Raw genomic sequence first — 18,946 nt, 5'->3', positions numbered from 1 at the left:
CATGGAACAGCGTGAATTTGTGGTGGAGCAGGAGACGGCAGGCCAGCGCATCGACCGCTTTCTGAGCGGCGAGGACACCGGCCTTTCCCGGTCTGCTCTGCAGGCGCTGGTGGCCGACGGTCATGTGTTGTGCAACGGCAGGCTGGTTGCCAAAAGCCTGAAGCTCAAGGCGGGCGACACCATCGTTTTGGAAATTCCGGACGCAAAGCCCATTGAGGCCGTGCCGCAGGACATCCCGCTGGAAATCGTCTATGAGGACGAGCATCTGCTGGTGGTCAACAAGCCCAAAGGCATGGTGGTGCACCCGGCTCCCGGCAACCCGGACGGCACGCTGGTGAACGCGCTGCTGTGGCACTGCAAGGGAAGCCTGTCCGGTATCGGCGGCGAGATCCGCCCCGGCATCGTGCACCGCATCGATAAGGACACCAGCGGACTGCTGGTGGTGGCAAAGGACGATGCAACGCACATCGGCCTTTCCCAGCAGATGGCGGTGCACAGTGTGGAGCGCGCGTATCGCACCATCGTGTACGGCGGCTTTGCACAAGATGAGGGCTTTGTGGAAAGCAATCTGGGCCGCAGCAAGACCGACCGCAAAAAGATGGCGGTCTACCCGGCCAGTGAGCCGCACACCAAATATGCCTATACCGGCTATCAGGTGCTGGAACGGCTGAACAACTTTACCATGCTGGAATGCCGCCTGAAGACCGGCCGCACCCATCAGATCCGCGTGCACATGGCATCCATCCAGCACCCGGTGGCGGGCGACCCGGTGTACGGCCCGCACAACTGCATCACCAGCCTGCACGGCCAGTGCCTGCACGCCAAAACGCTTGGCTTTGTGCACCCGATCACCGGCGAACATCTGCGGTTCGATTCGGAATTGCCGGAATACTTCACTCGTTTTCTTGCAACGCTCAGGAGGGGAACGGTATGAACCATCTTTCTTCAACGCTTGTACTGTGTGATCTGGACCATCTGCTTTTGGGTTCCGACGGCAACCTGACGCAGGTGGTGCGGGATGTGCTGCAGCTGTTCGTCCGCCGCGGCGGACGTTTTACGGTGTTTTCCCAGCGCACGCCGCGGGCAGTGCGGTCCATTCTGGGCAGTGTGCGGCTCAGCGCTCCTGCGCTGGTGTGCGGCGGTGCCATGGCCTACCATTTTTCCGATGGCACCCGCCAGCCGCTGTGCACCTTTGCCGGGCAGGATGCCGACCTGTTCGCCCGCCTGCCGGTGGCAGAGGGCGTGGGCATTGCCCTGCAGATGACCGACGGTACCACCCGCGTGCTGCGCATGAGCGAGGCATTGGAGCGTCATCTGCGGCAGGAATGGACCCCTTATCTGCTGGCAAACGCGGCAGACATCAAGGGGGAAGAAGTGCTGCGGGTGCTGCTGTATCAGGACAGCAAGGCAGTGCCCATGATCTCGCTGCTGGAAAAATCTCTGGGCGACCGCACAGCGGTGCTGCTGGGCGAGCGTGCCGCAGCGGATACGCTGATCCTGACCCCCAGAACCGTCTCTGGCCGTGAAATGCTGGATGCCGTGTGTATGCCGGTGGGCATCGACCCGGAAGATGTGCTGGTACTTGCCGGAGGGCTGCCTATGCTGGACATGGTGCGCGCTTCCAGCCAGAGCACCGCAGCTGCGGATGCCCCGGCTGAGTTGCGTCTTGCTGCCCAAAAGGTCACTTTGACCGATGCTGCGGCAGGTTCTGCAGTGGAAGTGCTGTACCGTATGGTGCGGGATGCTGAAAATTTGGCGTAAAATTTGTGCAAGGCTTCTGCAAATTCTTTCGCAGAAGCCTTTCTTTTTGGAGGAAAGTCAGGTACAATGAGAGAAACGCATCTTCTGGTCCTGCAAAAGAAGGAAAAACTCTTTCTTGCGCTGTCGCTGGCGGCGGTGGTTTTGTGCACAGTGCTGGCCTTTGGCTTTGCCGTGCCGCTGCAGGCTGCCGAACCGCAGGTCCTGCCGGATACGACCGGGCTGGAACAGTATGTGCTGGTGGATCTGAACACTGCTGATCTCTCTGCGCTGTGCACACTGCCGGGCGTAGGGGAAAAGCGCGCACAGACGATTCTGGATTACCGGACGCAGAATGGCCCGTTTGAACGGGTAGAAGATGCAGCCAATGTTCCGGGCCTGACACAGTCCATTGTGGATTCCTGGGCAGGAATGGCAACCGTGAGCTGAGCCGCAGCCGGCGGCCCGGCGCAGCAAAAAGGGGAATGATTATGAGTGACGATACCATTTTTATCAACCGGGAACTGAGCTGGCTGGATTTCAACCGGCGCGTTCTTGCGCTGGGCAAAGATAAAAATGTTCCGCTTGCAGAGCGGGTCAAATTTCTTGCAATCTACGGCTCCAATCTGGACGAGTTTTTTATGGTGCGCGTGGGTTCTCTGCAGGAGCGCGCCAATCTGGAACAGGAACAGGGCAAAAAGGTCAAGAGGGAAAACAAGACCAACATGTCCGCGGCGGAACAGCTGACTGCCATCATGCCCAAAACGGCACAGCTGCAGGAGGAGTGCGATAAATACTATGCAAAGGCGCTGGAAGCACTGGCGGAGTGCGGCTGGCGCAAGGTGGATCTTGACCACTTGTCCAAGGAGGACGAGCACTTCTGGAAGAAGTACTTCCAAACGGAGCTGTTCCCCATCCTCAGCCCGCAGATCGTGGATAACCGCCATCCGTTCCCGTTCCTGCGCAATAAGGAGATTTACCTTGGCGTTCTGCTCAAGGAAAAACACCCGGCAGGGCAGAGCCTTGGCATCATTCCCATTTCCAGCCAGATGGAACGGATGCACGTTGTAAAAAAAGACGGCGAAACGCAGTTTGCACTTACCGAAGAGCTGGTGCTGCACTTTGCGGCCAGCATCTTTGGCAAAGAGACGATTCAGGAAAAATGCCTTTTCTGCGTTACCCGCAATGCGGATATCGACGTAAAAGAGGGCATGATGGATCATGATATCGACTACCGCGAGATCATGACCGAGCTGCTCAAGCGCCGCCGCAAGCTGGCTGCGGTGCGTCTGCAGATCACGCCTGCCCCGGCCCCGGAGGTAGAACGCCTGCTGTGCAACCGTCTGCTGCTCACCCATAAACGGGTGTTCGAGCAGAAAAGCCCGCTGGATCTGAGCTTTTTCTACAAGCTCACCGGCCGCATGGAAGCGGAGGAGCGGCCGGAACTGTTCTACCCGGCTGCACGGCCCATGCTGCCGCCGCCGGACTACGACCTTGCCGCTGAGGTGCAGAAGCACGATGTGCTGCTCAGCTATCCGTACCAGTCCATCCGGCCCTTCATTGCCATGCTCAAAAAGGCTGCCCATGATCCTGAGGTCATTTCCATCAAAATGACACTGTACCGTATGGCGCGGGAGTCCCAGATCGTGCAGGCGCTGATGGAAGCCGCTGAGAACGGCAAAGAGGTGGTGGCGCTGGTGGAGCTGCGCGCCCGCTTTGACGAGCAGAACAATATCGACTGGTCGAAGCAGCTGGAAAGCGCAGGCTGTACGGTCATTTATGGCTTTGATGATTACAAAGTGCACTCCAAGCTGACCCTTATCACCAAAAAGAGCAAAGAGGGCTACTCTTATATCACCCAGATCGGCACCGGCAACTACAACGAAAAGACCAGTGAGCTTTACACGGACTATTCCTTCATTACGGCAGACCATGGCATTGGCGAGGAAGCTTCCAATGTGTTCCAGAACCTTGCCGTGCAGAAGCTGACTGAGGAGAGCGACCGGATGCTGGTAGCACCGCTGCGCTTCAAGAGCGTATTGCTGGAAGAGATGGATCGTGTCATTGCCGCCGCCCGCATGGGCCGTCCGGCATCCATGATCCTGAAAAACAATTCCATCAGCGACCGGGATATCATCCTCAAGCTGCAGGAAGCCAGCTGTGCCGGTGTGCGCATTGATATGATCGTGCGCGGCATCTGCTGCGTGCGCGCCGGCGTGCCCGGCAAGACGGAGAACCTGCATATCCGCAGCCTTGTGGGTCGTTATCTGGAGCATGGCCGCATTTACAGCTTCTTCGATGGTGCACATACCCGCATCTATATTGCATCCGGCGATTTCCTCACCCGCAACACCGAGTGCCGCGTGGAGGTGGGCGTGCGCGTGGAGGATCCCGTGCTGGTGCGGAAGCTTACCGACATTCTGCAGCTGCAGCTGCGGGATAATGTCAATGCCCGCGAGATGCGCCCGGACGGCAGCTACCAGAAGGTAAAGCCCGCTGAGGGCGAAGCACTGGTGAACGGCCAGATGGGCATGTATGAGCTGTTGAAAAATGACTGGACGCAGCCGGAGCCTTGGAAGCTTTCTGCCGCTGTGCAGGAAAAACAGCCTGAACCTTCTGCCGAAGCAGCAAAGCCAGAACCTGCGAAAATGGAAGCGGCTCCCGCTGCAAAACAGGCAGAAGCTTCTCAACCGGAATCTGCTGCGGCACCGGAAAGCGGCGACCGCTTTGACCAGCTGGAACAGATGGTCAATCATAAAAAGCGTACAGAGCCGCAGCCTGCCCCTGCAGCCAAGCCGATAAAGCCGGTGGTGGTGGAGACACCCGCCCCCAGAAGCCGCCTGAAACGGATTTTGGATTTTTTCAAGTTACGCAGATAATATTTGCAAGACCCGACAGAGCAAACCCTCTGCCGGGTCTTTTTGCGTGTTTGCCTGCATAAATAAAAAGCAAACGGAAGGCGGGAGGCAGAAGGTGCGGGCAAAGCGATGGGGACGAGCCGGGCACGGCAGGGAGCAGCCCAGACGGAGGGTGATTTTTCTGGCAGTTTTAGCCGGACTGCTGGGGTGCTTGGTGCTTCCGGTGCGGGCGCAGAAAAAAACGGGGAAGCTTTGTTTCCCGCTGGATACCACACAGTACCGTGTTTCGGACGGATACGGCTGGCGGCAGGATCCTTTTACCGGGGAAAGGACGTTCCATAAGGGCATTGATCTTGCCTGTGCAGAGGGAACAGAAGTGCTTGCTGCGGAAGGCGGTGCGGTGGTGCAGGCATACCGCAGCACAAGCTATGGCACCTGTCTGCGTGTTCTCCATACAGATGGCAGCGAGTCACTTTACGCCCATTTGCAGTACGCCTATGTCCGCCCGGGCGAGGTGGTGGAAGCAGGGCAGCTGCTGGGCGCAGCAGGGCGCAGCGGGCGCGCTACGGGAGCACACCTGCATTTTGAACTGTACCGGCAGGGAACAGCCTGTGACCCGGCGGATGCGCTGGGCCTTTCCTCATGAAGCTGCATGATTCCCGGCAGCTGGGGCCGCTGGTGTTCCGCGACCCGCTGCTTTTGTGTAGCGCACTGTATTTTTTGCTCTACTTTGATGCAAGCGGCTTTCTGCGGCTGGGGTTGCTGGCGGCGTTCCTGCACGAGTGCGGGCACATTCTGGTGTATTGTGTGTTTCTGCGCCGCTTTCCGGTCATTGAGGTGACCATGACTGGCTTTTGTATGCGGATGGACGCTCCGGCCCGGGGCCTTTCACCGGGGCGGCTCTTCTGGCTGGCTGCTGTAGGCCCGGCGGTCAATTTCATGCTGGCAGGCATCTGGGCACTGCGGCTGGAACAGGAACTGACCATCCGCGGCAGTGCCTTCTGGGCGGCAAATCTGCTGACCGGGGGATTCAATCTGCTGCCCGTTCCACCGCTGGATGGGGCACAGCTGGCGTCCTGCCTGTGCGAAATGCGGCGTGCAGGCAAAAAGTTTAAGGGAAATGATTGAAAAAACAGCTCATTTCGGGTACAATAAAATGACGTGTAAAAATGGACTGTTTATTGGAGGACTCGATGTTTGATCCAAAACTGAAAGAAGCACTGGGACGGGTACAGAAGCCTGGTCGTTATACCGGCGGAGAACCCGGCAGTGTATATAAGGACAAAGAAAAAGTGGATGTCCGCTTTGCGTTCTGCTTTCCGGACACCTATGAGGTAGGTATGTCCTTCCTCGGCGAAAAGATCCTGTATGAGCTGCTCAACAGCCACGAAAACTGGTGGTGCGAGCGTGCTTTTATGCCGTGGCTGGATATGAAGGCCGAGATGGAGCGTCTTGGTCTGCCGCTCTACACCATGGAGAGCAAGGATCCGCTCACCGCTTTTGATGCAGTGGGCTTCACCCTGCAGTACGAGCTTTCCTATACCAATATTCTGGCTATGCTGGATCTGGCGGGTATCCCGTTCTATTCCAAGGATCGCGATGAAAGCTGGCCGCTGATCGTGGCGGGCGGCCCCTGTGCCTGCAACGCGGAACCCATTGCGGACTTTTTTGATGTGGTCCAGCTGGGTGAGGGCGAAAACCAGCTGCCCGGCATCTGCGCCGAGATCGAAAAGGCCAAGAAGGAGGGCGGCGTCTCCAAAAAGGAGCTGCTGCTGCGCATTGCAAAGATCCCCGGCGTCTATATTCCGGCGTTCTACGATGTGGCGTATTACGAAGATGGCCGGGTCAAGGCCATCACCCCCAATGAGCCGGGCATCCCGGCGCGCATCACCAAGGCAATCATCAAGGACCTGAACGAGTTTGCCCCGCCTACGAATTTCGTGGTGCCCATGGTGGGTGCCATTCAGGACCGCGCCAGCATCGAGGTGCTGCGCGGCTGTGTGCGTGGCTGCCGTTTCTGTCAGGCGGGCTTTCTGTACCGTCCCATGCGCCAGCGTGACGCGGGCCTTCTGAACAGGGCGGCGCAGGAGCTGTGCGCTAACACCGGCTATGAAGAGCTGAGCCTTTCCAGCCTGTCCACCTCTGACCACGGCCAGCTGGAAGAGCTGCTGGACGATCTGAACGAGTGGGCACCCAAGGAGCATGTGAGTCTGTCGCTGCCTTCGCTGCGCGTGGACAACTTCTCCCAGAGCCTCATTGAAAAGACCACCAAGGTGCGCAAGAGCGGCCTGACCTTCGCCGCCGAAGCCGGCACCCAGCGCCTGCGCAACGTCATCAACAAGAATGTCACATGGGACGAGATCGAAAAGACCTGCACCATTGCATTCAACGCGGGCTATACCTCGGTCAAGCTCTACTTCATGATGGGCCTGCCCACTGAGACCATGGAGGACATTGAGGGCATCGCAGAGACGGCGCAGAAGGTGGTAGACCTCTATTATTCGCTGCCCAAGCGCGGCAAGGGCAAGGGTGTACAGGTGACCATCAGCTGTGCCTGCTTTGTGCCTAAGCCCCATACGCCGTTTGAGTTTGTGCCCATGGACACTGAAGAAATGCTGCGCGCCAAGCAGAAGCACCTGCTGGAAAGTGTGCGCAGTCGCAAGATCAAGGTGAACTACCACGACAGCACCACCAGCTTTCTGGAGGGCGTGTTTGCCAAGGGCGACCGCCGCCTTGCCCCGGTCATTGTGGAAGCCTACAAGCGCGGCTGCTACTTTGACGGCTGGGAAGAGTGCTTCAAGTACGACACATGGCTGCAGACCTTTGCCGATTTGGGCATCGACCCGGCATTCTATTGCCAGCGGCCCATCGGTCTGGACGAGGTAACGCCCTGGTCCCACATGGATTACGGCGTCACCCACGAATATCTGGTGCGGGAGTACCAAAAGGCTCTTGCCGCCCAGACCACCCAGCCCTGCAACCGTGCCTGCCACGGCTGCGGTGCAAATCATCTGTTAGGAGGTCCCTGCTTTGATTACAGTCAGAATCTCGTTTGAGAAAAAGAATGAGGCCTCCTACATCTCCCTGCTGGACCTGCAGCGGGTGATGCAGCGGGTGCTCAAGCGCAGCGGCCTGCCGGTGTGGCATACGCTGGGTTTCAATCCCCACATCTATATGACCTTTGCCTGCCCGCTTTCTCTGGGGCAGGAGAGCGAGTGCGAGTGCGTGGACGTCAAGACCGAAGCGGAAGCCCCGGATTTTGAACAGTGGAAAGCGGCCCTCAATGCCATCATGCCCGCAGGCATCGTGATCACGCACGTTGGCCCGGTGCAGATGAAGGCGGACCTCATTGCCTACGCATGCTATCGCATCACCTACCCGGCGGCAGCGGCGGCGGCGCTGGATGCGTACAACGCGCTGGAAAGCGCCCCGGTGGAAAAGCACGGCAAAAAAGGCAACAAGATCATTGAGCTGAAGGAATATCTGCCCAAGGTGAAGTACACCACGGAGGGGGACAGCCTGCACATTGAGCTGTGCCTGCCCGCTGCGCAGGAGTTGAACCTGAACCCCTCGCTGCTGACCGGCTTTCTGGAAGAAAAATTCGGCCTGCCTGCCGTCAGCGCCAACATCCTGCGCAAAAAGTTTTTGACGGCAGATAAGCAGCTGTTTGTCTGATCGGAGCGTGAAAGACTGTCTGTTGGGCAAAACAGAAAATTTTTGCATTTATTTTGGTCAGAACGCTTGCATTCACGCGGGTTTTGTGATATCCTATTTAGGCGTTAGTGTCCGCTGAGACCACAGCGGGGTTAATGACAATATCATTAAACGGGCGGTCCTCTGACGGCAAAGTGCCGTGTATGAACGTCTAAAAACAAATGGAGGATTCAAAAATGGACGCACTGAAGATTATTTCTGAAGGCAGCATCAAGGCTGAAAAGCCCCAGTTCAACGTTGGCGATACCGTCCGCGTTGATGTTCGTATCAAGGAAGGCGACCGTGAGCGCATTCAGGCCTTTGAGGGCACTGTGATCGCAAAGAAGCACGGCGGCGTTGCTGAGACCTTCACCGTTCGCCGCGTTGCTTACGGTGTTGGCATCGAGCGTGTCTTCCCCATCAACAGCCCCTTCGTTGAGAAGGTCACCGTTGTCCGCAAGGGCAAGGTCCGCCGCGCAAAGCTGTTCTACCTGCGTGGTCGTACGGGCAAGGCTGCCAAGGTCAAGAGCGATATTTGATCATCCCCGATTTGAAACGGGAGAAAAGGGACAACCTTGTTGTCCCTTTTTTCTTTATCAAAATTTCGGAAAAAATGCGGCTTTTTGCAGGCACCGTTCTTGCGAAGAGCCTGTCGGCTGCGGTATAATCGGGTCAGCAGTGTAAAACCAGAAGGTGAGGTGTACCGGATATGGAAAAACAGGAACAGGCAAAGCCCGTGCGTGGGCAGAACCTGCTGGAATGGTACGAGGCATTGATCTCGGCAGCGCTGGTGCTGGTGCTGATCTTTTCGTTTTTCTTCCGCATCATTCAGGTGGACGGCAGCTCCATGGTGCCCACACTGGTGAACGGTGATAAGCTCATCGTGTGGGGAGCAGGCTATACACCGCAGCGTGGTGACGTGGTCATTGTGGACAGTTATACCTCCTACGGTAAACCGCTGGTCAAGCGTGTCATCGCCAAAGGCGGCGATACGGTCTCCATCGATTATGCGACCGGCACCGTGGCGGTGAACGGTGAGGTCTTGCAGGAGGACTACATTGCAGAGCCAACCTATCTTGGCTACGATGTACAGTTCCCGTACACAGTGCCGGAGGGCACGGTGTTCGTGATGGGTGATAACCGCAACCAATCACTGGACAGCCGTTCCACCTATGTGGGCTGCATTGACGAACGGGACATTCTGGGCAAGGTGCTTGTGTGCTTTATGCCCTTTACAGATTTTGGGGTGGTAAAATGAACGAAATGGATACCCGCTTTGCAAACCAGTACAATATTCAGTGGTTCCCGGGCCACATGACCAAGACTCTGCGCATGATGGAGCAGGAGATCCAGCACGTGGATGCCAGCCTTGTGCTGCTGGATGCCCGCATCCCGCTTTCCAGCCTGAACCCGGAGATCGAGCGCATCACGGCCCGAAAGCCGAAACTATACGCGCTGAACAAGGCCGATCTGGCAGACCCAGCTGTAACGGAAGAATGGATCAAGTATTTCCGTGCGGCAGATGCCGGCTGTGTGGCCATCAGCGCCAAGCAGAAGGGCGGTGCCAATGCGGTAAAGGCTGCCATTGAAAAAGAACTGGCGGGCCTGCTGGAACGCCGCCAGAACCGCGGCATGGGCGGTGCCAAAACACAGGTGATGCTGTGCGGCATCCCCAATGTGGGCAAATCCACCTTCATCAACACCTTTGCAGGCTCTGCCCGCGCCAAGGCGGCAGACCGCCCGGGCGTAACCAAGGGCAAACAGTGGGTCAGCACCGACAAATTTGATCTGCTGGATATGCCCGGCGTACTGTGGAAGAAGTTTGACTCCAAGACCATTGCGTCCAATCTGGCCTTTATCGGCTCCATCAAGGATGATATTCTGGATGTGGAAGAGCTGGCTATGAACCTGCTGGACGAGGTGCGCCGCAACTACCCCGACCTTGTGGCCCAGCGCTACAAGCTGGATGCCGAAACGCTGGCCCTGCCGCCCTACGAGCTGATGGAAGCCATCGGCCGCAAGCGCGGTCTGCTGGTGCGCGGCGGCGAGGTGAACACCGAGCGCTGCGCCATTATGCTGGTGGACGAGTTCCGCGCCTGCAAGTGGGGCCGCATCTCGCTGGAGCGTCCGCCGCAGCGGGATGATCTGGCTGATTTTGCCGAGGAGGATGACGAATGAAGCACCGTTCCGACGAGGAGATCTCGGCTCCGCTGTATGAATACGATGCCGCTGTACGCAGTCAGTATGGCTGCTTTGCAGGCGTGGACGAAGCCGGACGCGGCCCTCTGTGCGGCCCGGTGTGCGTAGCGGCCTGTATTCTGGACCCGGAGAATCCGGTCTTTGGCATCAACGACTCCAAAAAGCTTACCGAGAAAAAGCGGGAAGCTCTGTTTGATGAGATCATTGAAAAGGCGTTGGCCTACAAAATTGTTTTTGTGGGGCCGGAGATCATTGACCGGGACAACATCCTCAACGCCACCATGGGCGGCATGAAGCAGGCTGTGGAAGAGCTGGACATCGTGCCGAACCTTGTTCTCGTGGATGGAAACCGCACCCCGGCAGGGCTGCTGGTCCCGGCACAGCCGGTGGTCAAGGGCGATGCCACCAGTGCCAGCATCGGCGCAGCATCCGTCCTTGCCAAGGTCAGCCGTGACCGCTATATGCTGGAACTGGACAGACAGTATCCGCAGTATCAGCTGGCAAAGCACAAGGGCTACCCGACCAAGCTCCACTATGAGCTGATCGCCCAGTACGGCATCCAGCCGTTCTACCGCCGCAGCTTCCTCAAAAAGCAGGGCTACTGGTCGGAGAACGGAAAGTGAACCGCGCCGAGACAGGGCGCAGGGGAGAAGCTGCTGCGGCCCGCTGGTATCAGAAGCAGGGCTGCAGGCTGCTGGCACACAACTTCCACACCCGGATGGGTGAGCTGGATGTTGTGGTGCAGGAGCCGGATGGGACCATTGTCATCTGTGAGGTCAAGACCCGTGCGGAAGGCTCTCTGGCCAGCCCGGCAGAAGCGGTGGACCGGCCCAAACAGCGCCGCCTGATCCGTGCAGCACAGTATTATCTGCAGCAGAACGGCCTGAGCGATGCACCGGTGCGATTTGACGTGGCAGAAGTGTTCCCTCTTGACAGCGGGCGCTGGATGGTACATATTATAAGGGGCGCTTTTCTCACGTAAAGCAACGGCCCCGGTGGGAAAATGTACGGGCAGAGGGCTTCTCTGCCACAGCAGAAGAGCGTGCTTTGCACGTTCTACGGCGAAAAAGGAGCGACAACAATGCAGTTTTTTAGTACCAGAGACCAAAACCGCAAAGTGACTTCCTCGGAAGCAATCGCACAGGGCCTGTCCAACGAGGGCGGTCTGTTTGTACCGGAAAGCTTTCCGCAGGTGGATGTGAAGGCACTGTGCGAGCTGGACTACCCGGCCATGGCAGCTGCCGTCATCAAAGAATATCTGACCGACTACTCGCAGGATTTCCTGACCGAAGCTGCCCACAAGACCTACGGAGAGGCCTTTGGCGACAAGGCAGGCTATCTTGCCCCGGTGGAAGGGGATACCTATGCCTTAGAGCTGTGGCATGGCCCTACCTGTGCATTCAAGGATTATGCTCTGCAGCTGATGCCGAAGCTTCTGGTGGAAGCCAAAAAGAATCTGGGCCGCACGGAAAAGACCCTGATCCTTGTGGCGACCAGCGGCGATACCGGCAAGGCAGCTCTGGACGGCTACCATGATATCCCGGGCGTGGAGATCGCAGTGTTCTATCCCACGGGCGGCACCAGCGAGATCCAGCGCCTGCAGATGGCAACGCAGGAGGGTGCCAACGTGGCAGTGTACGCTGTGCGCGGCAACTTTGATGATGCACAGACCGGCGTGAAGAAGGTCTTTGGTGACACTGCCATTGCAGCAGAGCTTGCCAAGCGGAACATCCGCCTGTCCAGCGCCAACTCCATCAACTGGGGCCGTCTGGTGCCGCAGATCGTCTATTACTTTGCCGCCTATGCCCAGCTGCTCAAGGCGGGCAGGATCACCTTCGGTGATGAAGTGGACTTCTGCGTACCCACCGGCAACTTCGGCGACATTCTGGCAGGCTACTATGCAAAGCGCATGGGCCTGCCCGTGGGCAAGCTGGTCTGCGCTTCCAATGAGAACAACGTGCTGACCGATTTCCTCACCACCGGCACCTACACCGCAAAGCGGGAGTTCTTCAAGACCACCTCGCCCAGCATGGACATTCTGGTGTCCTCGAACCTCGAGCGCCTTCTGTACCATGTCACCGGCAGTGATGCCGAGGTGGCGGGCCTGATGAAGAGCCTTGCCGAGACCGGAAGCTATACTGTGCGTCCGGAGACGCTGGCTGCCATTCAGGAGAACTTCTCCTGCGGCTGGAGCAGTGAGGAAGAAGTGGCAGGGGAGATCCGTGTCCGCTACGAGAAGGACAATTACCTGTGTGATACCCACACCGCCGTTGCGTTCCATGTGGCAGCGCAGAAAAAGCGCGAGGGCGTGCCCATGGTGGTGCTGTCCACCGCGTCTCCCTTCAAGTTCCCGCGCAGTGTGCTGGAAGCACTGGGCCGCACCGCCCCAGAAAATGATTTTGAAGCAATGCAGCAGCTGGAAGCAGCTACCGCGCATACCGCACCGGCAAGCCTTGCCGCGCTGCGCCAGAAGCCGGAGCGCTTTAACACCGTGATCGATCCTGCGCAGATCGCCGAGGTGGCGCTGGGCTATCAGGAATAACACATCCTGCTGCATTTAGAACAGGAGAAAAAACATGGCACTTTTTGTGCTTGGCGATACCCACCTTTCTCTGGGCGCTTCCAAGCCGATGGATATTTTTCCCGGCTGGAATGATTATGTGGAGCGCCTTGAGAAAAACTGGCGCAAGCTCATCAAACCAGAGGATACCATTGTATTGGCGGGCGATATCAGCTGGGCCATGCGCCTGACCGATACCCGTAAGGATTTTGAATTTCTGCAGAGCCTGCCCGGGCAGAAGATCATCATGAAGGGCAACCACGATTACTGGTGGTCTACCGTGAACAAGATGAATGCCTACCTCAAAGCAGAAGGCTTTGATACCCTGCACATTCTGCACAACAACTCCTACAGTGTAGAGGGGTATGCACTGTGCGGTACCCGCGGCTGGCTGTTTGATGCAGGCGAGGCCCACGACGAAAAGGTGATGAACCGCGAGATCGGACGGCTGCGCATGAGTCTGGATGCCGCCGAACCCGGGCTGGAAAAGCTGGTGTTCCTGCACTATCCGCCGGTGTATACCGGCACCAGTGCGCCGGAGATCGTGGCCACCTTAAAGGAATACAGCATCAGGACCTGCTACTATGGCCATCTGCACGGCAATGCCATCCGCTATGCGGTGCAGGGCGATGTGGATGGCATCCACTATAAGCTGGTCAGTGCCGATGGGCTGCGTTTTTGCCCGTACCGCATCAATTGAACCGTTAAAACCAATAAAAATTAACAATTTGGGCTGGCAATTGTGTCAGGAGCGTGCTATAATAGTTTTTGACGCGATTGTTGCACCCAATTGAGCGCGCGCGTCCCCGCATATTGCAAAAGCAAGTTCATCCAGGACGCAGTGCGCGGTTGCAAAGGGCAAAAACTTCCTGCCCTGCGCAATAGAATTTTTGAGTGGAGGAAAAACAAATGAATTTCATCAAGTGTGAAAAGCTCGAGAAGAGCATGGCAGAACTGCAGTTCTCCATCGACGCAGAGGCTTTCAAGAAGGCTGTTGCCGATGTTTTCAAGAAGGAAGGCAAGAAGTACGCTGTTCCCGGCTTCCGTAAGGGCAAGGCTCCCCGCGCTCTGATCGAGAAGATGTACGGCGCTGATGTCTTTACCTATGATGCCATCAATGAGCTGTTCCCCGAGGCTTTCGAGGCTGCTGTCAAGGAAGCTGGCGTTGAGCCGGTCGGCCGTCCGGAGGTCACTGTTGACTCTGCTGATGAGACCAACGGTGTCACCCTGACCGTCAAGGTCGCTGTCAAGCCCGAAGTCAAAGTTGGCAGCTACAATGGTCTGACGGTTGAAAAGACTGTCCATACTGTTTCTGACGAGGCTGTTGAAGCTGAGCTGAAGCGTGTGCAGGAGCGCAATGCCCGTGAGCTGACCCGTGAGGGCGCTGCTGAGAACGGCGACATCGCTGATATCGACTTCGAGGGCTTCGTCGATGGCGTGGCTTTCGAGGGCGGCAAGGCTGAGCACTACAGCCTGACTCTGGGCAGCGGCAGCTTCATCCCCGGCTTTGAGGATCAGATCGTGGGCCACTCTGCTGGCGAAGAGTTCGACGTGAACGTTACCTTCCCCACCGAGTATCAGGCTGCCGAACTGGCTGGCAAGGCTGCTGTGTTCAAGATCAAGCTGCACGAAGTGAAGTACAAGGAGCTGCCTGCTCTGGATGACGAGCTGGCTAAGGATTGCTCTGAGTACGACACTCTGGACGAGTTCAAGGCTTCCATCCGCAAGAACAATCAGGAGCAGCTGGACAAGCAGGACGATCTGGCTGTTGAGAATGCTCTGGTGGATCAGGTCATCGAGAGCATGGAGGGTGAGATCCCCCAGGCAATGTATGATGCCCGCATGGACGAGATGGTCAACGACTTCGCATTCCGCGTGGAGCAGCAGGGCCTGCGCCTCGAGGACTACCTGAAGTATATGGGCCAGACTATGGAGCAGTTCCGCGCCTCCTTCATGCCGCAGGCTGAGAAGCAGGTCAAGATCCGTCTGGCTCTGGAGGCTGTTGCTGCTGCTGAGAACATCGAGGCTTCCGAGGAGGAAGTTTCCGCTGAGATCAAGCGCATCGCTGACCAGTATAAGATGGAAGAGGACAAGGTTCGTGAGCTGGTCAATGTTGACGACCTGAAGAAGGATCTGGCCATCAACAAGGCCATCGACTTCATCAAGAGCCACGCAAACATCGTGGAGAAGGCTGCTGAGGAAGAGAAGGCTGCAGACGCTGAGTAATCAGCTCCTGTGTTCCTTTGAAGCGGGCAGTATGCTGCACGGTTTCAATCAAAGGTTGTAAAAATTGACCGATACGGCAGAACCGGCAGGGAAACCGTATCGGTCAATTTTGCAAATACTATATTCCATTTCAGGAGGCGAACTTTATGAGTTTTGTTCCTTACGTTGTGGAACAGTCGTCCCATGGCGAGCGTTCCTATGATATTTTCTCCCGCCTTTTGAACGATCGCATCATCGTTCTGAGCGAGGATGTCAACGATACCTCCGCCAGCCTTGTTGTGGCACAGCTGCTGTATCTGGAAGGGCAGGACCCGGACAAGGACATCAGCCTGTATATCAACAGCCCCGGCGGCTCCATCAGCGCCGGCATGGCCATCCACGATACCATGCAGTATATCAAGTGCGATGTTTCCACCATCTGCATGGGCATGGCAGCTTCCATGGGTGCCTTCCTGCTGGCAAGCGGCACCAAGGGGAAGCGTTTTGCACTGCCCAACTCGGAAATTCTGATCCATCAGCCGCTGATCGGCGGGCAGGGCGGCGGCCTTTCCGGCCAGACCACCGATATCAAGATCCATGCCGAGCACATGGTGTATATCCGCGATAAGATGAACCGCATGCTCAGCGAGTACACCGGCCAGCCGCTGGAAAAGATCCAGCTGGATACCGAGCGCGACAACTATATGTCCGCACTGCAGGCAAAGGAATACGGCCTGATCGATGAGGTCATTGCCCACCGCTGAGCCGCCGACATTTAATTTACCCAGGATAAGGAAAAACAGCTATGGCAAATAACAATTCCGGCAGAGACAAAAACGAAAAGGATCTGGTCTGCAGCTTCTGCGGAAAGCATCAGGACGAAGTGGAGCGTATGATCATCGGCCCCGGTGTCAATATCTGCAGCGAATGCATCGGCCTGTGCCACGACCTGCTTTCCGACAAGCCGGATCAGCCCAAAAGCGCCCGACCGGCCCGCGGTGCAAACCGTGCACACATCCAGCCTGCGGACGATCTGGATATCAACATCCTGACCCCGGCCGAGATCAAGGAAGGTCTGGATCAGTATGTGATCGGTCAGGACGAGGCAAAGCGTGTGCTGGCCGTCTCGGTCTACAACCACTACAAGCGCATCCTCAGCGGCAAGGGCAGCGATGTGGAGCTGCAGAAGTCCAACGTGCTGCTGCTGGGTCCTTCCGGCGTGGGCAAGACCCTGCTGGCACAGACTCTGGCAAAAATGCTGGGCGTTCCCTTCGCCATTGCCGATGCCACCACCCTGACCGAAGCCGGTTATGTGGGCGAGGATGTGGAGAACATTCTGCTCAAGTTGATCCAAGCAGCGGATTTTGATGTGCAGAAGGCACAGATCGGTATTATCTATATCGACGAGATCGACAAGATCACCCGCAAGAGTGAGAACCCCTCCATCACCCGCGATGTGGGCGGCGAGGGCGTGCAGCAGGCCCTGCTGAAGATTTTGGAGGGCACTGTGAGCAATGTTCCTCCGCAGGGCGGCCGCAAGCACCCGCAGCAGGAGTTCATCCAGATCGACACCACCAACATCCTGTTCATCTGCGGCGGTGCATTTGATGGCTTGGATAAGTATATCCTGCGCCGCACCGATAAGTCCGCACTGGGCTTCGGCAGCAGCCTGAAGGATAATTCCAGCGAAGCGGAGAAGGCTCTGCTGCGCAAGGTGGAACCCCACGATCTGGTCAAGTTCGGCCTGATCCCGGAACTGATCGGCCGTCTGCCGGTCATTACCGTGCTGGACGATCTGGACGAGGACGCTCTGGTTCGCGTGCTCAAGGAGCCGCGCAACAGCCTTGTGAAGCAGTATAAGGAACTTCTGAGCATGGATAATGTGGAACTGAACTTCACGGATGAAGCACTCCACGCCATTGCCCGCAAGACGATCGAGCGCAAGACCGGTGCCCGCGGCCTGCGCAGCGTGATGGAAAGCATTCTGCTGCCCATCATGTACGAGGTGCCCACCGATGCTACCATCATCCGCGTAACTGTGGATGAAGATACCGTGGAAGGCGGCAAAGCACATCTGGAATACGGCGCGGTGCGCAAGCGCTATAAAAATCAGGTCGCTCTGAGCTGACGCTTTTAGCGTACAGCAGGGGAGCAAAGACCCGGCATTCAAGCTCTGTTTCAAAAGCTTTTTGCTTTTGGCAGGGCTTTTTGCTTTATTATTCTTGTTTCCGAGGGCAAAATGTACTATAATATTAAGGTCTGGAATGGCATGGGGAACGCTCCCTGGCAGGAATGCTCCGCAAAATGCCGCTCTGGCGCTATGGGTAACAGGAAGTACGATAAAGGAGTGTGTTTTCAATGGCAAATTATCTTGCAATGAATCGTGATGAACTCACTGCCGAAAAGGCAGCGCTTGAAGCAAAGTACAAGGAATTTCAGGCCAAGGGCCTCAAGCTGAATATGGCCCGCGGCAAGCCCGGCCCTCACCAGATGGATCTGGCCATGGACCTGCTGAAGATGAACGATTACACCACCGATGCTGGCACGGATGCCCGCAACTATGGCGAGCTGGAAGGCCTGCAGGAGGCCCGCGTGCTGTTTGCGGATGTCTTTGGCGTAAAGCCGGAGGAAGTGTTCGTGGGCGGCAACTCCAGCCTGCAGCTGATGTATAACCTCGTCAATATCGGCTATGTGTTCGGTTTCCCGGAGTCTCCGTGCCCCTGGTCTCAGGTGGAGAAGCGCAAGTTCCTCTGCCCGGTGCCCGGCTATGACCGTCACTTTGCTATTACCGAGGAGTTTGGCTTTGAGCTGATCAGCGTGCCTATGACCCCCAATGGCCCGGATATGGACATTGTGGAAAAGCTGGTGGCCGAGGATCCTGACATCAAGGGCATCTGGTGTGTGCCGCAGTATTCCAACCCCGATGGCTACACCTACAGCGATGAGACCATCGAGCGTTTTGCCAAGATGAAGACCGCTGCGCCTGATTTCAAAATCTTCTGGGATGAAGCCTATATCGTCCATCACCTGACCGATGAGATCATTGAGACTCCGGTGCTGCTGAACGAGAGCAAGAAGTACGGCAACGAAAACCGTGTGTTCATGTTCACTTCCACCAGCAAGATCACCTTCCCGGGCGCAGGTGTCTCTGCCATTGCCTGCAGCGAGAGCAGCATGAAGTATATCTGCAAGCGCTTCTCGGTCATGATCATCAGCTACGACAAGATGAACCAGCTGCGCCACGTCCGCTTCCTGAAGAACAAGGAAGGTGTGCTGGCCCACATGGCAAAGCACCGTCGTCGTCTGGTGCCCTGCTTTGATGCCGTCAAGACCGCGTTCAAGAACAACCTCATCCCCTGCGGGGATATTGCCCACTGGACGGACCCCAAGGGCGGCTACTTCATCAGCCTGTATGTGATGCCCGGCTGTGCAAAGCGCGTGGCGGGTCTGTGCAAGGATGCGGGCCTGACCCTGACCGGTGCCGGTTCTGCATATCCCTATCACAAGGACCCCGAGGATTCTCACCTGCGCATTGCGCCCACCTATCCCAGTCTGGACGAGGTGGAAACCGCTTCCGAACTGCTGTGCATCTGTGTGCGTCTGGCTGTGGCAGAAAAACTGCTGGCTGACAAGGCAGACTAACATTTTTTGATTTTATCTCCTCTGTGCGGCCCGTCTGGGCCGTCAGGGGAGT

19 protein-coding genes are annotated in these 18,946 nt (G+C 57.1%); all 19 read left to right on the top strand.

Features of this window, described 5'->3' with window-relative positions; all coding sequences use genetic code 11:
• Position 1 precedes the first annotated feature (1 nt).
• The 19 genes from ACGHP1_RS08155 to ACGHP1_RS08065 all read left to right on the top strand — a co-directional run bounded on the left by ACGHP1_RS08155 (position 2) and on the right by ACGHP1_RS08065 (position 18,894).
• Positions 2–934, top strand: coding sequence for an RluA family pseudouridine synthase (locus ACGHP1_RS08155; RefSeq protein ID WP_097775648.1), 933 nt, complete (start codon positions 2–4; stop codon positions 932–934).
• On the top strand, positions 931–1,761 hold the full coding sequence (locus ACGHP1_RS08150; RefSeq protein ID WP_390508910.1) for an HAD family hydrolase: 831 nt from the start codon (positions 931–933) through the stop codon (positions 1,759–1,761). Before ACGHP1_RS08155 ends, ACGHP1_RS08150 begins: the two co-directional genes overlap by 4 nt.
• 66 nt (positions 1,762–1,827) lie before the next feature.
• Positions 1,828–2,187 carry a ComEA family DNA-binding protein gene (locus tag ACGHP1_RS08145; protein WP_390508908.1) on the top strand — a complete coding sequence of 120 codons (360 nt, stop codon included), beginning with the start codon at positions 1,828–1,830 and terminating at the stop codon, positions 2,185–2,187.
• Between the two features lie 41 nt (positions 2,188–2,228).
• Positions 2,229–4,616 (top strand): polyphosphate kinase 1, encoded by a 2,388-nt coding sequence (ppk1, locus tag ACGHP1_RS08140; protein ID WP_390508906.1) that lies wholly within the window; start codon positions 2,229–2,231, stop codon positions 4,614–4,616.
• Positions 4,617–4,662: 46 nt separating this feature from the next.
• Positions 4,663–5,241, top strand: coding sequence for a M23 family metallopeptidase (locus ACGHP1_RS08135; RefSeq protein ID WP_390508903.1), 579 nt, complete (start codon positions 4,663–4,665; stop codon positions 5,239–5,241).
• Positions 5,238–5,723, top strand: a complete 486-nt coding sequence (locus tag ACGHP1_RS08130) for a hypothetical protein (RefSeq protein ID WP_005941904.1) — start codon at positions 5,238–5,240, stop codon at positions 5,721–5,723. The genes ACGHP1_RS08135 and ACGHP1_RS08130 overlap by 4 nt, the downstream gene beginning before the upstream one ends.
• A gap of 65 nt (positions 5,724–5,788) precedes the next feature.
• The gene (locus tag ACGHP1_RS08125; protein WP_390508901.1) at positions 5,789–7,651 is read left to right on the top strand and encodes a TIGR03960 family B12-binding radical SAM protein; all 1,863 of its coding nucleotides are present in this window, start codon (positions 5,789–5,791) and stop codon (positions 7,649–7,651) included.
• Complete coding sequence (locus ACGHP1_RS08120) at positions 7,626–8,270, top strand: TIGR03936 family radical SAM-associated protein (RefSeq protein WP_390508899.1); 645 nt, start codon at positions 7,626–7,628, stop codon at positions 8,268–8,270. The genes ACGHP1_RS08125 and ACGHP1_RS08120 overlap by 26 nt, the downstream gene beginning before the upstream one ends.
• A gap of 215 nt (positions 8,271–8,485) precedes the next feature.
• Positions 8,486–8,827 carry a 50S ribosomal protein L19 gene (gene rplS, locus ACGHP1_RS08115; RefSeq protein WP_022257134.1) on the top strand — a complete coding sequence of 114 codons (342 nt, stop codon included), beginning with the start codon at positions 8,486–8,488 and terminating at the stop codon, positions 8,825–8,827.
• A 170-nt stretch (positions 8,828–8,997) separates the two neighbouring features.
• A complete protein-coding gene (gene lepB / locus ACGHP1_RS08110) occupies positions 8,998–9,546 on the top strand; it encodes a signal peptidase I (RefSeq protein ID WP_390508896.1) in 549 nt (182 codons plus the stop codon).
• Positions 9,543–10,466: a ribosome biogenesis GTPase YlqF gene (gene ylqF / locus ACGHP1_RS08105; RefSeq protein ID WP_005941918.1), complete on the top strand. Its 924-nt coding sequence runs from the start codon at positions 9,543–9,545 to the stop codon at positions 10,464–10,466. Before lepB ends, ylqF begins: the two co-directional genes overlap by 4 nt.
• Entirely contained in the window at positions 10,463–11,110 is a 648-nt protein-coding gene (locus ACGHP1_RS08100) for a ribonuclease HII (protein ID WP_390508894.1), read from the top strand. The genes ylqF and ACGHP1_RS08100 overlap by 4 nt, the downstream gene beginning before the upstream one ends.
• A complete protein-coding gene (locus tag ACGHP1_RS08095; RefSeq protein WP_005941923.1) occupies positions 11,107–11,469 on the top strand; it encodes a YraN family protein in 363 nt (120 codons plus the stop codon). Before ACGHP1_RS08100 ends, ACGHP1_RS08095 begins: the two co-directional genes overlap by 4 nt.
• 99 nt (positions 11,470–11,568) lie before the next feature.
• The gene (gene thrC, locus ACGHP1_RS08090) at positions 11,569–13,029 is read left to right on the top strand and encodes a threonine synthase (protein WP_390508892.1); all 1,461 of its coding nucleotides are present in this window, start codon (positions 11,569–11,571) and stop codon (positions 13,027–13,029) included.
• A gap of 34 nt (positions 13,030–13,063) precedes the next feature.
• A complete protein-coding gene (locus ACGHP1_RS08085; protein WP_005941928.1) occupies positions 13,064–13,747 on the top strand; it encodes a metallophosphoesterase in 684 nt (227 codons plus the stop codon).
• Positions 13,748–13,956: 209 nt separating this feature from the next.
• A complete protein-coding gene (gene tig, locus ACGHP1_RS08080; RefSeq protein ID WP_118527348.1) occupies positions 13,957–15,273 on the top strand; it encodes a trigger factor in 1,317 nt (438 codons plus the stop codon).
• A gap of 146 nt (positions 15,274–15,419) precedes the next feature.
• Positions 15,420–16,016 carry an ATP-dependent Clp endopeptidase proteolytic subunit ClpP gene (gene clpP / locus ACGHP1_RS08075; protein WP_005941935.1) on the top strand — a complete coding sequence of 199 codons (597 nt, stop codon included), beginning with the start codon at positions 15,420–15,422 and terminating at the stop codon, positions 16,014–16,016.
• A gap of 41 nt (positions 16,017–16,057) precedes the next feature.
• Positions 16,058–17,380, top strand: coding sequence for an ATP-dependent Clp protease ATP-binding subunit ClpX (gene clpX, locus ACGHP1_RS08070; RefSeq protein ID WP_390508889.1), 1,323 nt, complete (start codon positions 16,058–16,060; stop codon positions 17,378–17,380).
• A 230-nt stretch (positions 17,381–17,610) separates the two neighbouring features.
• Complete coding sequence (locus ACGHP1_RS08065) at positions 17,611–18,894, top strand: aminotransferase (RefSeq protein ID WP_005941939.1); 1,284 nt, start codon at positions 17,611–17,613, stop codon at positions 18,892–18,894.
• Positions 18,895–18,946 lie beyond the last annotated feature (52 nt).

The sequence above is a fragment of the Faecalibacterium sp. i21-0019-B1 genome (genome assembly GCF_042852915.1).
Taxonomy (GTDB): domain Bacteria; phylum Bacillota; class Clostridia; order Oscillospirales; family Ruminococcaceae; genus Faecalibacterium; species Faecalibacterium taiwanense.
The sequence above is the reverse complement of the archived record's forward strand: the minus strand, read 5'-3'. Positions and strand labels throughout refer to the sequence as shown.

Excerpts from the sequence above, each read along its gene's own strand:
- ACGHP1_RS08155 (WP_097775648.1), top strand. The coding sequence starts at position 2 with ATGGAACAGCGTGAATTTGTGGTGGAGCAGGAGACGGCAGGCCAGCGC.
- ACGHP1_RS08150 (WP_390508910.1), top strand. The coding sequence starts at position 931 with ATGAACCATCTTTCTTCAACGCTTGTACTGTGTGATCTGGACCATCTG.
- ACGHP1_RS08145 (WP_390508908.1), top strand. The coding sequence starts at position 1,828 with ATGAGAGAAACGCATCTTCTGGTCCTGCAAAAGAAGGAAAAACTCTTT.
- ppk1 (WP_390508906.1), top strand. The coding sequence starts at position 2,229 with ATGAGTGACGATACCATTTTTATCAACCGGGAACTGAGCTGGCTGGAT.
- ACGHP1_RS08130 (WP_005941904.1), top strand. The coding sequence starts at position 5,238 with ATGAAGCTGCATGATTCCCGGCAGCTGGGGCCGCTGGTGTTCCGCGAC.
- ACGHP1_RS08125 (WP_390508901.1), top strand. The coding sequence starts at position 5,789 with ATGTTTGATCCAAAACTGAAAGAAGCACTGGGACGGGTACAGAAGCCT.
- rplS (WP_022257134.1), top strand. The coding sequence starts at position 8,486 with ATGGACGCACTGAAGATTATTTCTGAAGGCAGCATCAAGGCTGAAAAG.
- lepB (WP_390508896.1), top strand. The coding sequence starts at position 8,998 with ATGGAAAAACAGGAACAGGCAAAGCCCGTGCGTGGGCAGAACCTGCTG.
- ylqF (WP_005941918.1), top strand. The coding sequence starts at position 9,543 with ATGAACGAAATGGATACCCGCTTTGCAAACCAGTACAATATTCAGTGG.
- ACGHP1_RS08100 (WP_390508894.1), top strand. The coding sequence starts at position 10,463 with ATGAAGCACCGTTCCGACGAGGAGATCTCGGCTCCGCTGTATGAATAC.
- thrC (WP_390508892.1), top strand. The coding sequence starts at position 11,569 with ATGCAGTTTTTTAGTACCAGAGACCAAAACCGCAAAGTGACTTCCTCG.
- ACGHP1_RS08085 (WP_005941928.1), top strand. The coding sequence starts at position 13,064 with ATGGCACTTTTTGTGCTTGGCGATACCCACCTTTCTCTGGGCGCTTCC.
- tig (WP_118527348.1), top strand. The coding sequence starts at position 13,957 with ATGAATTTCATCAAGTGTGAAAAGCTCGAGAAGAGCATGGCAGAACTG.
- clpP (WP_005941935.1), top strand. The coding sequence starts at position 15,420 with ATGAGTTTTGTTCCTTACGTTGTGGAACAGTCGTCCCATGGCGAGCGT.
- clpX (WP_390508889.1), top strand. The coding sequence starts at position 16,058 with ATGGCAAATAACAATTCCGGCAGAGACAAAAACGAAAAGGATCTGGTC.
- ACGHP1_RS08065 (WP_005941939.1), top strand. The coding sequence starts at position 17,611 with ATGGCAAATTATCTTGCAATGAATCGTGATGAACTCACTGCCGAAAAG.